Origin of the sequence: uncultured Thioclava sp. (assembly GCF_913064665.1) — a bacterium.
GTDB lineage: Bacteria > Pseudomonadota > Alphaproteobacteria > Rhodobacterales > Rhodobacteraceae > Thioclava > Thioclava arctica.
This window is the reverse complement of record NZ_CAJYBT010000025.1, coordinates 35,560-50,560: the sequence shown is the minus strand read 5'-3', so window position 1 is coordinate 50,560 and position 15,001 is coordinate 35,560. Positions and strand designations below refer to the sequence as shown.

The 15,001-nt window shown below is 56.9% G+C and carries 16 protein-coding genes and 3 pseudogenes; 9 read left to right on the top strand and 10 right to left on the bottom strand.

Translation table 11 applies throughout. The features are described from left to right. From msrA to QZ571_RS11755, 4 genes are all read right to left on the bottom strand, one after another. The coding region (gene msrA / locus QZ571_RS11770) for a peptide-methionine (S)-S-oxide reductase MsrA (protein ID WP_295534887.1) at positions 1 to 501 on the bottom strand (501 nt) is incomplete at its 3' end. Positions 502 to 640: 139 nt separating this feature from the next. Continuing rightward, a complete protein-coding gene (locus QZ571_RS11765; protein ID WP_295534885.1) occupies positions 641 to 979 on the bottom strand; it encodes a TraR/DksA C4-type zinc finger protein in 339 nt (112 codons plus the stop codon). A gap of 19 nt (positions 980 to 998) precedes the next feature. Continuing rightward, positions 999 to 1,229, bottom strand: a complete 231-nt coding sequence (locus QZ571_RS11760; RefSeq protein ID WP_295534882.1) for a DUF465 domain-containing protein — start codon at positions 1,227 to 1,229, stop codon at positions 999 to 1,001. A gap of 162 nt (positions 1,230 to 1,391) precedes the next feature. Continuing rightward, positions 1,392 to 2,072: a methyl-accepting chemotaxis protein gene (locus QZ571_RS11755; protein ID WP_295534879.1), complete on the bottom strand. Its 681-nt coding sequence runs from the start codon at positions 2,070 to 2,072 to the stop codon at positions 1,392 to 1,394. A 24-nt stretch (positions 2,073 to 2,096) separates the two neighbouring features. Here QZ571_RS11755 and QZ571_RS11750 point away from each other — a divergent pair. The 6 genes and pseudogenes from QZ571_RS11750 to QZ571_RS11725 form a co-directional block, all read left to right on the top strand. Beyond that, positions 2,097 to 2,330: pseudogene (locus QZ571_RS11750) on the top strand (carbohydrate ABC transporter permease); the annotation flags it as partial. 12 nt (positions 2,331 to 2,342) lie between these two features. Next, a complete protein-coding gene (locus tag QZ571_RS11745; RefSeq protein WP_295534877.1) occupies positions 2,343 to 2,615 on the top strand; it encodes a DUF2160 domain-containing protein in 273 nt (90 codons plus the stop codon). A 46-nt stretch (positions 2,616 to 2,661) separates the two neighbouring features. Further along, positions 2,662 to 4,392 (top strand): ABC transporter substrate-binding protein, encoded by a 1,731-nt coding sequence (locus QZ571_RS11740; RefSeq protein WP_295534874.1) that lies wholly within the window; start codon positions 2,662 to 2,664, stop codon positions 4,390 to 4,392. Between the two features lie 120 nt (positions 4,393 to 4,512). After that, complete coding sequence (gene glpK, locus QZ571_RS11735) at positions 4,513 to 6,009, top strand: glycerol kinase GlpK (RefSeq protein WP_295534871.1); 1,497 nt, start codon at positions 4,513 to 4,515, stop codon at positions 6,007 to 6,009. Further along, positions 6,006 to 7,151: an iron-containing alcohol dehydrogenase gene (locus QZ571_RS11730; protein ID WP_295534868.1), complete on the top strand. Its 1,146-nt coding sequence runs from the start codon at positions 6,006 to 6,008 to the stop codon at positions 7,149 to 7,151. The genes glpK and QZ571_RS11730 overlap by 4 nt, the downstream gene beginning before the upstream one ends. Positions 7,152 to 7,250: 99 nt before the next feature. Next, positions 7,251 to 7,520, top strand: coding sequence for a transposase (locus tag QZ571_RS11725; protein WP_295534866.1), 270 nt, complete (start codon positions 7,251 to 7,253; stop codon positions 7,518 to 7,520). Between the two features lie 288 nt (positions 7,521 to 7,808). On the opposite strand, the pseudogene QZ571_RS11720 reads toward QZ571_RS11725, so the two are convergent. The 3 genes and pseudogenes from QZ571_RS11720 to QZ571_RS11710 form a co-directional block, all read right to left on the bottom strand. Further along, a pseudogene (locus QZ571_RS11720) lies at positions 7,809 to 8,355 on the bottom strand (transposase); the annotation flags it as partial. A gap of 85 nt (positions 8,356 to 8,440) precedes the next feature. Then, a pseudogene (locus QZ571_RS11715) lies at positions 8,441 to 9,066 on the bottom strand (hypothetical protein); the annotation flags it as partial. Between the two features lie 549 nt (positions 9,067 to 9,615). Continuing rightward, the gene (locus tag QZ571_RS11710) at positions 9,616 to 10,617 is read right to left on the bottom strand and encodes a polyprenyl synthetase family protein (RefSeq protein WP_295534863.1); all 1,002 of its coding nucleotides are present in this window, start codon (positions 10,615 to 10,617) and stop codon (positions 9,616 to 9,618) included. 61 nt (positions 10,618 to 10,678) lie between these two features. Here QZ571_RS11710 and QZ571_RS11705 point away from each other — a divergent pair, with 61 nt between their 5' ends. The 3 genes from QZ571_RS11705 to QZ571_RS11695 all read left to right on the top strand — a co-directional run bounded on the left by QZ571_RS11705 (position 10,679) and on the right by QZ571_RS11695 (position 11,938). Continuing rightward, positions 10,679 to 10,891, top strand: coding sequence for a DUF2007 domain-containing protein (locus QZ571_RS11705; protein WP_295534860.1), 213 nt, complete (start codon positions 10,679 to 10,681; stop codon positions 10,889 to 10,891). After that, positions 10,891 to 11,652, top strand: a complete 762-nt coding sequence (locus QZ571_RS11700) for a methyltransferase (RefSeq protein ID WP_295534858.1) — start codon at positions 10,891 to 10,893, stop codon at positions 11,650 to 11,652. Before QZ571_RS11705 ends, QZ571_RS11700 begins: the two co-directional genes overlap by 1 nt. Positions 11,653 to 11,770: 118 nt before the next feature. Then, a complete protein-coding gene (locus tag QZ571_RS11695) occupies positions 11,771 to 11,938 on the top strand; it encodes a YdcH family protein (RefSeq protein WP_295534855.1) in 168 nt (55 codons plus the stop codon). Positions 11,939 to 11,948: 10 nt separating this feature from the next. Here QZ571_RS11695 and QZ571_RS11690 read toward each other — a convergent pair whose 3' ends face one another. From QZ571_RS11690 to QZ571_RS11680, 3 genes are all read right to left on the bottom strand, one after another. Next, entirely contained in the window at positions 11,949 to 12,866 is a 918-nt protein-coding gene (locus QZ571_RS11690) for an EamA family transporter (RefSeq protein WP_295534852.1), read from the bottom strand. A 63-nt stretch (positions 12,867 to 12,929) separates the two neighbouring features. After that, the gene (phbB, locus tag QZ571_RS11685; protein ID WP_295534849.1) at positions 12,930 to 13,652 is read right to left on the bottom strand and encodes an acetoacetyl-CoA reductase; all 723 of its coding nucleotides are present in this window, start codon (positions 13,650 to 13,652) and stop codon (positions 12,930 to 12,932) included. Positions 13,653 to 13,758: 106 nt separating this feature from the next. After that, a complete protein-coding gene (locus QZ571_RS11680) occupies positions 13,759 to 14,934 on the bottom strand; it encodes an acetyl-CoA C-acetyltransferase (protein ID WP_295534846.1) in 1,176 nt (391 codons plus the stop codon). Positions 14,935 to 15,001: the final 67 nt, after the last annotated feature.

Below are 15,001 nucleotides of genomic sequence, written 5' to 3'. Positions count from 1 at the left end.
CTGATGGTAGTCCTCAGCGGGGTAGAAGGTGGTGGCGGCTCTCAGCCCGGTGACAATGTCGTTTTTGAATGATTTGTCCTGATCGAGTGATCTCAATGAAGCTTCAGCCGTTTTGCATTGATCTTCATCGTGGTAGTAGATGCCGCTGCGGTACTGAGTGCCGTGGTCACAAAACTGGGCGTTTTTGGCGGTTGGGTCGATATTTTTCCAAAATACGGCCAGTAGCTCTTCATAGCTGATTTTCGAAGCATCGTATTTAATTTGAATCGCTTCGGTGTGTCCCGTGCCGCCAGCTGAGACTTCTTTGTAAGTAGGGTTTATTTTCTTGCCATCGGTATAACCGGAGGTGGTGGAGAGGACGCCATCGAGTGTGTCGAAGGGTGGTTCCATGCACCAGAAGCAGCCGCCGGCAAAAGTGGCGTTTGCATTTTCAGAAGCATGAATGCCAACTGTGCCTGTCAGGCCAGAAAGGAAAATCATGCTCAGAAATAATTTTTTCATTATTGTTGTCTCTGTCTCATTAATTGTTATGACTGAGAGGGCGATGACACTAAATAGTTTCATGCCGGCAAATATGATTTTTTAGCGCATAAAAAAAGCCGAGAAAATATCTCGGCCTTTTTAAGTTTTAAAATGCAAATCAGCCTGAAGCTTTCTCTGCGCACGCTATGCACATCTCCGCAAAAGGAACGGCTTGCAAGCGTTTTTCTAGAATCGATTCACTGCATGATTTACACAGGCCATAACTGCCTGATTCAATCCGACCTAGCGCCGCATCAATTTGCATCACCATCAGTTGCGCTTCATCATCAAGAGCTGCAAGAACATCATCGTTCTCACTTTGAGTGGCCTGCTCGGCAAAGTCTTTTTCAACCGCTTCCTCCTTGTGATGAGTCTCAACTTCAATAGCATCAATTCGACGCATATATTCCTCACGTAAAGAGAGCAGTTGTGTTTTTACATTATCAAAAGAGGGCATTGTTCCTTCCTATATGGTGTTATTTATTTCTCAGCATCTGAAAAATCAGATCTTTCAGGTGTAGTCGTTCTTTTTTTATTTCTGAAAGATATTCATCGTTAACCGTCTCAATACCTTGCTCTGCACGTGAGACCGACTTATCAATGCCCTCATATTCATGCGCCAAACGTCTGAAATGAGAGTTGCTCATTTTTAATTCGTGCAGCTGGTCTTTGTATTCAGTAAATTCTTCAATCAGTGGGTGGTGCATTAACTTGCCTCGTTGTTATTTAGGTTTCGCTATTATTTTAGACAATTATATAGACAGGGAGTTTGATCGTGGTCAATGTGCAGCGATATATTGGAGGCGTGAGCAGGCAAAAAAAAGCCGGATACATGATCCGGCTTTTAATTTCAGATGTCGCGCTAATTGCTAGAATTCAGCCCAATCCTCTTCAGCGGTGCTAGCGGCAATCTTTTTAGGCTGAGCTGCAGGCTTATGTAGCTGCGCCTGTGGCGCAGGGGCTAAAGGCCGTTCAGCTATTTTGGTTTGTGATGCGCTACTAGTCGTTGTTACTTTTTTGGCGGAACTTGATGTGAGCACAGAATTGGTCACATTGAAAAACTCCATGAGTTTATTTAGCGTATTGGCCTGATCTTCTACAGAACGACTTGCCGACGCAGATTCCTCAACCATGGAAGCGTTTTGTTGCGTCATGTCATCCATCTGAGTAATGGTTTTATTGATCTGATCAATGCTGGACGTTTGTTCCTGACTGGCTGCGTTGATCTCAACAATGATATCGGCAACTTTTTTGGTGCCATCAACAATTTCTTGCAGAGTAACACCCGATTCATCAACAAGTTTGGTACCGGCTTCGGCTTTTTCGACACTATCGCTAATTAAAACTTTGATTTCTTTGGCTGCTTCGGCAGTACGTTGTGCCAGGTTACGTACTTCACTCGCAACAACGGCAAAACCACGACCCTGGTCTCCAGCTCTGGCTGCTTCCACCGCTGCATTCAAGGCCAGCAGGTTGGTTTGGAATGCAATACCATCGATAGTGGTAATGATGTCTGAAATTTTCTTACTTGAGGTATTGATTTCGCTCATGGCAGTGACTGTTCGTTTGATAACGTCACCGCCTTTTTCTGCTTTATGTTCAGCTGGGTCGAGCTGCTGTTGGCCCGAACCTTGACGTCGGTCGATGCCAAGCCGATTGCCGCCACGATGACACGTACGGTCTCGGCCTCGGGGGTGGATTGGGGGCTGCTGGCGGCAGCTGGTGTGCTGACCATCATCCCCGGCGCGCTCGTGATCTATTTCGTCCGCAACTACATCGCCAAGGGCTTTGCCCTGGGCCGGGTTTGAAGGAGTTCGACAATGAGTTGGATGGCATGGACTTGGCCAACGGCGACGTTCTTCATCGTGATCGCAGCGCTGCTGCTGATCTTCTCGGTGCTGGCGATAAGGTATCCAGAAACGCCCCGTATGGGCTTGCTGCGCATTGAAACCACGCGTGGCGACCGGCTGTTCATCAGCCTGCTCAGTGCGGCGTTTCTCAATCTGATCTGGCTTGGCCTTGTGGGCACAGCGGTTTGGGGAGGGCTTGTTGTTAGCCTGATCTTCGCCGCCGCCGTGTTCCGTTGGGTCTGAGACGGGTGACGCTTACGACAACATAGATACTCAGGGAGGAGAAACTATGAGACTACACTTAACAACTGCAATGGCCTTGGTGCTGTGCATCGGCTCGCCGGCATTTGCCGACATGACCGAAGGCAAGGCGTTCCTTGATCAAGAGATCGGGGATATGACCACGCTGTCACGCGCCGATGCCGAAAAAGAAATGCAATGGTTCGTCGACGCGGCCCAGCCCTATCAGGGCATGGAAATTCACGTCGTGTCGGAATCGCTCACCACGCATGCCTATGAATCCAAGGTGCTGGCGCCGTGGTTTTCCAAGATCACCGGGATCAAGGTCATCCATGACGTGATTCAGGAAGGCGATGTGGTCGAGAAGATCCAGACCCAGATGCAGACTGGCGAGAACATCTATGACGCCTATGTCAACGATTCCGACTTTATCGGGACGCATTGGCGCTATGGCCAGGTGCGCAACCTGACCGACTGGATGGCGGGCGACGGCAAGGCTGTGACCGATCCGTACTTCGATCTCAACGACTTCATCGGACTCAGCTTTACCACCGCGCCCGATGGCAAGTTGTATCAGTTGCCCGACCAGCAATTCGCGAACCTTTACTGGTTCCGGTACGACTGGTTCAACGACGCCAAGACCAAAGCCGACTTCAAAAAGGAATACGGCTATGATCTGGGTGTGCCGGTCAACTGGGCGGCCTATGAAGACATCGCCAAGTTCTTCACCGGGCGCGACATGTCCTATATTGGCGGGCCGAAAAAAGTCTATGGCAACATGGATTACGGCAAGAAAGACCCCTCACTTGGCTGGCGCTTCACCGATGCGTGGCTGTCGATGGCGGGTGAGGGCGACAAGGGCTTGCCCAACGGCAAACCGGTCGATGAATGGGGCATCCGCGTCAATGAGAACGATCAGCCGGTCGGCTCTTGCGTTGATCGCGGTGGCGCGACCAACGGTCCGGCCGCCGTCTATGCGGTGCAGAAATATATCGACTGGCTCAAGAACTACGCCCCGCCATCGGCCGAAGGCATGACCTTTGGTGAAGCTGGCCCGGTGCCCGCACAGGGGGAGGTTGCCCAGCAGGCGTTCTGGTATACCGCCTTCACCGCCGATATGGTGAAGCCCGGCCTGCCAGTCGTGAATGAGGATGGCTCGCCGAAATGGCGTATGGCGCCCTCGCCGCACGGTCCCTACTGGGAAAAGGGCATGAAGCTTGGCTACCAGGATGTGGGCTCGTGGACGTTGATGAAGTCGACGCCGCTCAAGCGCGCACAGGCCGCTTGGCTCTATGCGCAGTTCGTGACTTCGAAGCTGGTCGATGTGAAGAAAAGCCAGGTCGGTTTGACCTTCATTCGCGAAAGCACGATTCAGGACAAGAGCTTTACCAAGCGCGCGCCTGATCTGGGTGGTTTGGTCGAATTCTATCGCTCGCCCGCGCGCGTTCAGTGGACGCCGACGGGCACCAATGTGCCGGACTATGCCAAGCTGGCACAGCTCTGGTGGCAGAATATCGGCGATGCGTCCTCTGGTGCAAAAACCGTGCAAGAAGCGATGGATTCGCTGTGCGACGCACAAGAGAAGGTGATGGGCCGGATCGAGCGTTCGGGCGTTCAGGGCGACAAAGGCCCGAAACTGGCCGACAAGCACGATCTTGCCTGGTGGCACAACTATTCGGTCGAGAACGGTTCGCAGTCGCCCAAGCTCAAGCTTGATAACGAGCGTGAGCAGCCGGTGACAGTGAGCTACGACGAGCTGGTCAAAAGCTGGAATGAGTAATCGTCCACGATAAGACAGGAGGCCGGGGCAACGCCTCGGCCTCTTTGCACCGATGCGTTCCGGCATATGCGTTCGTAGCGCCTCGCATCCCTAAGTCTCACAGGTTCCGGATCGCAGAGCATGCCCCATATTTTAGCGATTGATCAGGGCACAACGTCCTCACGTGCGATTGTCTTCGGCAACGATTTGCGGCCGTTGGCCAGTGCACAGACCGAGTTTGCGCAGCATTTTCCGCATCCGGGCTGGGTCGAACATGACGCGATGGAAATCTGGGAAAGCGTTCTGACGACAGCGCGCGAAGCGATAAAGAAAGCCAGGATCACGCCCGATCAGGTCGCGGGCATCGGCATCACCAATCAGCGCGAAACCACGGTGGTGTGGGACCGCGAAACGGGCCTGCCCATCCACAACGCAATCGTCTGGCAAGACCGCCGGACTTCGGACTATTGCCACAGCCTGCATAAGGATGGGTTCGAAGAAACTGTCACCACGCGCACCGGCCTCATCATCGATCCCTATTTCTCGGCCACAAAACTGCGCTGGCTGCTGGAAAACGTCGATGGCGCACGCGAGAAAGCCGAGGCCGGAAAGCTTGCCTTCGGCACGATCGACAGCTGGCTGATCTGGAATCTTACAGGCGGCGTGGCGCATGTGACCGACGCGACGAACGCCGCGCGCACGATGCTCTATGATATTGTCAAAGGGCGCTGGTCCCCGACGATCGCCGCCAAGCTTGAAATCCCGATCAACATGTTACCCCAGGTCAAGGACTGCGCCGCTGATTTCGGCACCACGCAGAGCGATTTCTTCGGCGCGGAAATCCCGATCCTCGGCGTTGCGGGCGATCAACAGGCCGCAACCGTAGGGCAGGCATGTTTCAAACCCGGAATGCTGAAATCGACCTTTGGGACGGGCTGTTTCGCCCTTCTGAATACGGGCGATCAGATGGTGCGCTCGGAAAATCGCCTTCTGACGACCATCGCCTATCAGTTGGACGGCAAGGTCACCTATGCGCTTGAGGGCTCGATCTTCATTGCGGGCGCGGTGGTCCATTGGCTCCGCGATGGGCTCGATATCATTGAACACGCGCGCCAGACTCAAGAGCTTGCAAGCACCGCCGACCCGGAACAAGAGGTCATCATCGTGCCCGCCTTCACTGGCCTTGGAGCGCCATATTGGAACCCCGATTGTCGTGGCGCAGTCTTTGGCCTGACCCGGAATTCGGGCCCCGCCGAGTTTGCGCGCGCGGCGCTAGAATCGGTGGGTTTCCAGACCCGCGACCTGTTGGAAGCGATGCAGGCAGATTGGTCAGACGATACCCGGCCCATCCTGCGTGTCGATGGTGGCGTGACGGACTCGGACTGGGCGATGCAATTTCTGGCCGATATTCTCGGCGCGCCGGTAGATCGGCCCGAAGTGCTTGAGATCACAGCACTTGGCGCAGCGTGGCTTGCGGGCTACAAAGCCGGAATCTATCCAGAGCCTGAAGAATTTGCGCAAAGTTGGAAGCTCGAGCGGCAATTCGATCCGCAGATGGATGAGGCCGCGCGCGATCAGCGCTATGCCGCGTGGAAACGTGCGGTCCAAGCAACAATCGAATTCGGCACAGGTGCATGATGGCCTTCTCTTTGAAGCTTCCCGCTAAGATCATCTTTGGACGTGGCAAACGTACAGAGGCTGTCGACGAGATATGTCGTTTGGGAAAGCGTATCGTGTTGGTGCGTGGGCGCTCGGTTGCGTGGGCAGACACTTTGCAAGATGACCTGCGCAAGAAGGGGGCGATGGTCGAGACAGTTGTCTCTATGGGGGAACCTTCTTTTCCTGACCTCGTAGCGGCCCTCGACAACATCCGCACTTTGGCGCCCGATTGCGTCGTGGCTGTCGGCGGCGGCTCCGCCATTGATCTTGGCAAGGCGTTGGCGGCTTTGGCACAAGGCGCCGCTGATCCGCTGGTCCATTTCGAGATTGTAGGCGACGGGCGGTCACTGGACCGCGCACCACTGCCCTTCGTGGCTATCCCGACCACTGCTGGCACCGGGGCAGAAGCCACAAAAAACGCTGTTATTTCCTTTCCCGAACACAGGCGCAAAGTCAGCTTGCGGGACGATCGAATGTTGGCAGATCTGGCTCTGATCGACCCCGCCCTGACCGATGATTGTCCGCACACCGTGACACTGTCTTCAGGTCTGGATGCGCTGACGCAAGTGATTGAGCCCTTCGTCAGCAGCCGTGCGAATATCCTCACCGATGCGCTCTGCCGTGAGGCAATTCCGCGCGCGATCGGCGCACTTGCGCAGCTGATGGAAGAAGAAAAGCCCGCCGCACGCGATGATATGGCGCGCGCAAGCTTTTTTGGTGGAATCGCGCTGGCGAATGCTGGCCTGGGCGCAGTCCACGGCATTGCGGGCGTTGTCGGCGGACGGAGCAACGCAGGGCATGGCGCATTATGTGGCAGGCTTCTGCCGGGTGTTCTTTTGGCTAATCAGGCGGCCGCGTCGGGTAATACCGCTCTGATAGAGCGGTTGGGTGCGGTCGCTGACTGGTTGGGGGCAGCGCTTGGTGTCGCCAGGGCCGATGCCTTTTCTGCGCTTGAAAAACGGATCGACGATTGGGGGCTTTCCCATCTTTCAGCAATGGGTTTTGACCCGAATGACTGCGACGAGACCGCGCGTCTCGCGCAATCAAGTTCATCGATGGCAGGAAACCCAGTGACGCTAAGCCACGAGGCATTGATCCGGATCCTTCGACACGCGCTCTGAGAGATCACCCAGCAGGTCAGGACCTTGGAAGGACGAAGGGTGCCGGCAAGATCGGATAGCATGCTAAGATGTATCCCACCAAGACGACAAGATCCACGCATGACAAAGAGGCGCAGTTTTTCGGACAAGTTTAAGGTGATGGTAGCGCTTGAGACGCTGTGTGGAGACAAGACGGCGCAAGAGATTGCAGTCAAGCACAAGATCCAGCCAACGCAGGTGGCGATATGGAAACGGCAGGCGATTGATGACCTGACTGGCGTATTCTCTGACAAATCCAGGTGTGCCGAAGGCACCGAGGCCGAAGTCAAAAAACTCCATGCGAAGATCGGAAAATTGGCGGTCGAAAACGATTTTTGTCGCAAGGGCTGATGCGATGAGCCTGCGGGAACGCAAAGCGATGATCAGGCCAGACCGCACTGATTTAAGCCTGACGAAGCAGCGAAGGCTGCTGAAGATCCGCCGATCATCCCCCAGTCGGAATGAATGTGGAAACGTGGCATTGATGAACGAAATAGGCCGCGTTTTCACGAAATACCCCTGCTTTGGACGCACTCAGATCGCGGCTTACCTGCCGGAAAAATGGGCTCCACGCTGGCCGACATCGGGTTCGACGTCTGATGGGGGCGTGGGGTTGCGGCCTCTCTTCAAAGGGCCAAATCCACCCTCGAGATACCGATCGTACCACCGATAAAATGTAGTGCGCGGGATGCCCAGCATATCAAGCGTCTTTTTGGAGGGCAGATGCGACCCTTCGAGCGTGCGAAGGCTCTCCAACTTCTCGGATGCCAAGAATCTCATGCCTGTCCCCCCCAGCTGTTACCCGGCAGGTGATACGCTGCATCACCGAGAGGGACCTGTCCTCCTTTCTTGAGCAGGCGGTTTTCAAGGTGAGATCGGCCCCGCATTTCTTCAGAGCCAGCGCCTCGGATCGCAACTCCTTCACCTCAGACGAAGACGCTTGACGCGCCGTGTCGCCCGATAACCGCCGCTTGCCCGCCTCCAAAAATTCCTTTGACCAGCTAAAATACAAGCTCTTAGCAATACCCGCGCGACGACACAGTACAGAGAGGCTTTCCTCGCCGCGCAACCCGGCCAAGACACTGCGGATCCTCTTTGCTGCTGAATAGGTCTGGCGGGTCTTGCGGCGAATGTTCTTGACCAGCTTGTCAGCTGCATCCTTCGAAGTTTCTGGCTTCTTGTTCACCTTCGTTCCTTAAAGGCTAGGATGAACCAGAAACCCTCCGTTGTTCAAATCCTCAAATCAGCCCCAAGAGCGCTGACGTCAGACACATGAGACGTTCCACTGTGCAGGGCGCCAGAGCGCAGCCTTTACGCTTCATCTGGTGCCACGCTTTGCAAACCCCTTAGCCCTGATCATTTTCCTCCCAAATCCGTTTGAGTTCCGGACGCAGCCCTGTATTCCGCTGTTGCTGCGCCGAGGCTTTGGAACGGGCGGCTTGGCACGTTAGGTGAGGGAGACATGTCCCCTCTCGGCAGGTTGCTGCACAAGCTCCTGCCGGGCAATGGAGGGTGCAATCGGCAGATCGACATGACTCGGTAAACAACACGCTGATCGTCAATGAAGCCGATCATCGCTTCAGTGGGCGATCGCGTTCCCGCCGCCCGGCAGCGGTTTGTCTTCAAGCCGCGAGAGGGGCCTGAGCAAAATAAGCTGATGCCTGAAGCAGATCGCGAACCTCCCGTTTATGCTCTTTGATCCGGTCGCGTTCTTCGGTTGTCACGCCGTCGCACATACCGCCGTCCTTCGCGGCCTGCTTGACCCATTGACGCAATATCTGTGGAATGCAGTCGATCTTGGGGGCAATGGCCGTGATCGCGTCCGCCTGCGTCTCGTATGCTCGAACGCCATCCGGACCGCTCGTGCCCGGACCACCGGTGGGGAGCGATTTGCCATTTTGCTTTCTGTCGGAGGCCATCCTCCTTGCTTAAGTTGATGGTCTCCGACAAACCCGTGGGGATTCAAGGTGCCCCATCGATCATTTTTACCAGATCTTTTCGCGCATCCACGCGATGCCGCAGGGGGTCTCGCCTTTAGAAGTCGATGATTGCGCAGAGGCATTCGACCCGATCGTTCTATTGAACCAACGCAAAGGCGACAGCTGAAAGCCCTTACTAATTTCTGAGCTGCTCTAGGTCCGCATTTCGCGGGCCTTTTTGTTTGCCGTGTAAGGCATCAAACATTGCATACTTATGCCGTCAGAGTGTGTGCTTATGATGTTTTTGCTAATCGAGTCGAATATAAGTATATGAAAACAAATGTATTTATATTCCAATTTGCGAGCGGGTGTTTTTCCGCACGCAAGCTTATGCCCCATTGGCAGGTTCTTTGCCTAGTAGCGGGTTCAAACGCCTATCCAAGCCTGCCATGATACAGCGTAATCGGGGCCGCACGAACGCTGCCTTGGGCAGCGCAGCCCCGGATCGGCGCCGCGCCCCAAGCCGTTTAGCGTAGCCGGGCCACAACGTAATCCGCCAGATCGTCCAGCATGTCGCGCAAATCCCCAGCTGGCAGAATCGCAAGCCGCGCGCGGCCTCGATCGGCCCAGCCGATGGCAGCCTGACGGGTTTCTTCCAAGCTGCCATGCGCCTTCATCAGCTCCAACGCATGTTCCAGATCGCCCTCATGCTGATCGCCTTTGTCGATCACACGCATCCAAAAGGCGCGCTCCTCGGGCGTGGCCTTCGCCACGGCCTTGATCACCGGCAGCGTCAGTTTGCGCTCGCGGAAATCGTCGCCGACATTCTTACCCATCGTCTTGGCATCGCTGAGATAATCCAGCAGATCATCGACCACTTGAAACGCAATCCCGAGGCTTTCGCCATAGTCATGCAGCGCCGAGATTTGCTCTTCGGGGGCTCCTGCCAGCACCGCACCGGCCTCTGCCGAGGCCGAGAATAGCGCCGCGGTCTTGCCGCGCACGACCTTGTAATAGGTGTCCTCGGTGGTCGCGAGGTCTTCGGCGGCGCTGAGTTGCAGCACCTCGCCCTCGGTAATCACGGCGCTCGCGTTGGACAGGATCGACAGCACCCGCAAGTTCTGCGTGTCCGTCATCAACTGAAACGAGCGAGCGAACAGATAATCGCCCACCAGCACGCTGGATTTATTGTCCCATAGCAGGTTCGCCGTGGGCCGCCCGCGGCGCTGCTTGCTTTCATCGACCACGTCGTCGTGCAGCAGGGTTGCGGTGTGAATGAACTCGACCGCCGCCGCCAGATTGTGATGCAGGCTGCCCTGATAGCCGCATAGCCGCGCCGCTGCGATTGTCAGCATCGGGCGCAACCGCTTGCCGCCAGCGCCCACAAGATGCGCGGTCACTTCGGGAATGCGCGGGGCGTTTTCAGACGCCATACGTTGCAAGATCAGCGCATCGGTTGCGCTCAGATCCGCTTCCAGTGCTTTTGCCAGCCGGTCATGCGGTTTTTCGGTCTTGTCATCGAGGCTCATTGTCATCCTTCCGCTCTAGCCCCATCTCGACAGCCCTCGCAAGGGGCCGTATGGGAGGGACATGAAAGAGCTATTGCGTAGCACCGACCCTGTCAAACTCGCTTTTGCGGCATCGCTGCTGAGAGGCGAGGGTATAGAAGCCTTCCAGATGGACGTCCATATGAGCGTTCTCGAAGGGTCCTTGGGCATTTTGCCGCGCCGCCTGATGGTGCGCGATGGTGAGCTGTTCATGGCTCAGGTCGTCTTGCGCGACAATGAGATCGGGCCGGATTGATGTTTGCGCCTGCGGATCTGACCGAGGACGGGTTCTTGGGCGGTCGGTTGCGCATTGCGCAGCCCAAAAGCGGTTACCGCTCGGCGATGGATGCAGTGTTTCTTGCGGCGGCCTGTGATGCGCATGCGGGTCAGTCGGTTCTGGAACTGGGCTGTGGTGCGGGTGTTGCCAGCCTCTGTCTGGGGGCGCGCGTGGCCGGGCTGGTGCAAGCCGGGCTTGAGGTGCAGCCGCGCTATGCAGCCCTTGCGCGCGCCAATGCGCAGGCCAACACGCAAGTGCTTGAGGTGTTTGAGGGCGATCTGGCGCAGATGCCGGCTGATTTGCGCGCGCGCAGCTTTGATCATGTCATCGCCAACCCGCCCTATTTCATCGCCCAAAGCGGCACGCCCGCCAATGATCGCGAACGCGAATATGCGCTGCGAGAGGCGACGCCGCTTGCGCATTGGTTGGATGCCGGGTTGCGGCGACTGCGCCCCGAGGGGGTGATGACGCTGATCCAGCAGGCAGACCGATTGGCCGATATTCTTGAAGGGCTGAAGGGGCGGGCGGGCGCGATCACTGTCTTGCCGATAGCCCCGCGAGTTGGACGCCCCGCACGCCGCGTCATCGTACAGGCCCGCAAGGGCGCGCGCGCACCGTTGGTGCTTCTTGCGCCGCTGATTGTGCATGGCGCGACGCATCATACACAAGATGCGGAAGATTTGTCAGATGTTGCGCGCGAAATTCTGCGCGACGGTCAAAAATTGCTCATATCGCGTTAACGTTTTCGCAAGATTTGGCGAGAAAACTGGGGGTGCACCGACTTTTTGCGACAAACTCGTGACACGACTCAAAACCTGTGGTGCAATCAATAGGCTGACAACCAAAGAGGAGATTGCCATGTCGCTAGGTTCGCACATCACCGAACTTCGCAAGAAACATGAAGCTTTGGCGTCGGAGGTAGAGCGCGCTGCTCGAAGCCCGGGTGCCAACGACCTTGAGATTGCTCGCATGAAGAAGCAAAAGCTCCAACTGAAAGAACAAATTCACCGCCTTGAACAGGCCTGAAGGTCCCCTCTCACGAATTCCGGGTCGCCGCCTGCGGCGGCTCGGTTACAGGCACGGGGGCTGGGTCAATTTTGTGCCGCGCCCCGATCGCCGCAAGCAAAGCCCCGCCCGCAATCAACACCGCTGATATCAGCAAAACCGGGCTTGCCGGTGCGATCCCCACCGCCACCAAAACCAAAGTCGAGATCAGTGGGGCTGCGTAGGATGCTGTGCCCAGAAGCTGTATATCGCCGCGCTTAACACCCAAATCCCACGTGTAAAACGCCAATCCAACCGGACCAAGCCCCAGCCCCAGCACTGCGGCCCAACCCAGCGTGTTCTGCGGCCAGATCGTGGGCTCCAACGCCAGATGCGCCGCCCCCGACAATGCCGATGTCGCCAGACAATAGATCGCAACAGCCGCCGTTGGGACATGTCCGAACCGGCGCGAAAGCAGGGAATAGCTTGACCAGGTCAGGGCGCATAATCCAGCAAGCGCATATCCGGGCAGGGCACTGCGATCAGCCGCAATCCCTCCGCCTAAAATCAGCGCAGCGCCCATAAAGGCGATCAGCGCGCCCGCGATATGCCAAAAAGTCAGCCGCTCCCCCGGCAGCAGCCCGGAAAACAGCACGATCAACAGTGGCCAAAGATAGGCGATCAGCCCGGCCTGCGCAGGGGGCGCCAGACGTAGCGCTGAGAAATACAACAAATGATAGCCAAACAGCCCCGCGGTGCCCGCCACATAGACCGGCCACGCGACCGCGCGCAGTTGATGCAAGCTTCCGGTCGCTATCAGCCAGATCACTCCGATCGCACCACCAATCGCAAAGCACATTGCGTTAAGCTGTAACGGCGGCACCGGGGCCGATCCAACGGTGAACAGCGCCAGCAGCGACCACAACAGCACCGCCGTAAACCCGATGAAACTCGCTTTGCGACGCGTCATATATCCCCCAATGATAGAGGCCCGCATTCTGCGGGCCTCGGGTTGTCTTGACCAGAGACGAAATCAGACGAAATATTGCCCGCCATTCGCCGTGATCGTCGATCCGGTGATAAAGCCCGCATCATCGGAGGCCAAGAACACCACGGCGCGCGCGATCTCGGACGGCTCGCCCAGACGACCGACGGGGATCTGACCGATGATAGATTCGCGCACCTTTTCGGGCACGGCCATCACCATTTCGGTCGCGATATAGCCGGGGCAGATCGCATTCACGGTGATATTGGCGCGCGCACCTTCTTGCGCCAACGCCTTGGTAAAGCCCAGATCGCCCGCCTTCGCCGCCGAGTAATTGGCCTGCGCAAATTGCCCCTTCTGGCCGTTGATCGACGAGATATTAACGATACGACCGAACTTGCGATCGCGCATCCGCGTCCATAGCGGGTGGGTCATGTTGAACACGCCGCTCAGATTGGTGTCGATCACCTCATTCCACTGCTCACGCGTCATTTTGTGAAAGGGTGCATCGCGAGTGATGCCTGCATTGTTGACCAGCACGTCGATCGGGCCGATCTCCTCCTCGATTTTCGCGATCCCGGCCGCGCAGCCGTCGTAATCCGCGACGGACCATTTATAGGCCTTGATTCCGGTTTCTTCGGTGAACTTCGCCGCCGCATCGTCATTGCCGGCATAGTTGGCCACAACAGTGTAGCCTGCCTCGCTTAACGCGGCTGAAATCGCCGCTCCGATACCACGTGTGCCGCCGGTGACCAGTGCAACTCTGGACATGATGGTGCCTCCTCAAATTAACTCCCGTTGAAACGGTGTTACCGAAAAGAATTGAGGCGCGCAACAAAGTTGCGCGCCTCGGTTTCATTTAGGGGGAAGATTTCGCTCACAGGCCTTCGATGCACATCGCAACGCCCATGCCTCCGCCGATGCACAGCGTGGCCAGACCTTTTTTCGCGCCCGAGCGTTTCATCTCGAACAGGAGCGTGTTGAGGATGCGTGCGCCCGAAGCACCAATCGGGTGACCGATGGCAATCGCGCCGCCATTGACGTTCACCTTCGACGTATCCCAGCCCAAATCCTTGTTCACCGCACAGGCCTGCGCAGCAAAGGCCTCGTTGGCCTCGATCAGGTCCAGATCGCCCGGCTTCCAACCCGCTTTTTCCAGCGCCTTGCGCGAGGAGGGGATTGGCCCACAGCCCATGATCGAGGGATCCAGACCGGCCGTCGCATATGACGCGATGCGCGCCAGTGGCGTCAGCCCGCGTTTGGCGGCCTCTTCCTCGGTCATCAGCAACACCATCGCCGCCCCGTCATTCAACCCCGAAGCGTTACCCGCCGTGACCGAACCGTCCTTGGTAAAGGCTGGGCGCAGCTTTTGCATGCTTTCAAGCGTGGCGCCGTAACGGATATATTCGTCCTGATCCACGACCGTCTCGCCCTTACGGGTCTTGACGGTGAAGGGCGTGATCTCGTCGACGAACTTGCCCGCCTTCTGCGCAGCCTCTGCCTTGTTCTGGCTCGCGAGGGCGAATTCATCCTGCTGCTCGCGCGAGATTTGCCACTGATTTGCGACATTCTCGGCGGTTTGACCCATGTGATAGCCGTTGAACGCATCCCAAAGACCATCTTTGATCATCGAGTCGATCATCTTCATGTCGCCCATTTTCTGGCCCGCGCGCAGATGCGCGACATGGGGGCTCAGCGACATGCTTTCCTGACCGCCTGCGACCACAATCTGCGCATCGCCCAGCATGATATGCTGTGCGCCAAGCGCCACCGTGCGCAACCCAGACCCACAAACCTGGTTGATCGACCAAGCGGCGGATTCGATGGGCAGCCCTGCATTGATATGGGCTTGGCGGGCCGGGTTTTGCCCTTGACCGGCTGTCAGCACCTGCCCCAGAATGGTTTCAGATACCTCAGCTTTGTCAATGCCAGCCCGCGCGATCACGGCTTCGATGGCCGTCGCGCCTAGGTCATGGGCGGGAATATTTGCGAACGAACCGTTAAACGAACCGACGGCTGTGCGCGCGGCCGAGACGATGACGACATTGGTCATGGGATCCTCCTCATCACGAAGTTGGCGGCGTGCAATTGCGCCCGCCTGCTGGCGCGCAGCATGGCGG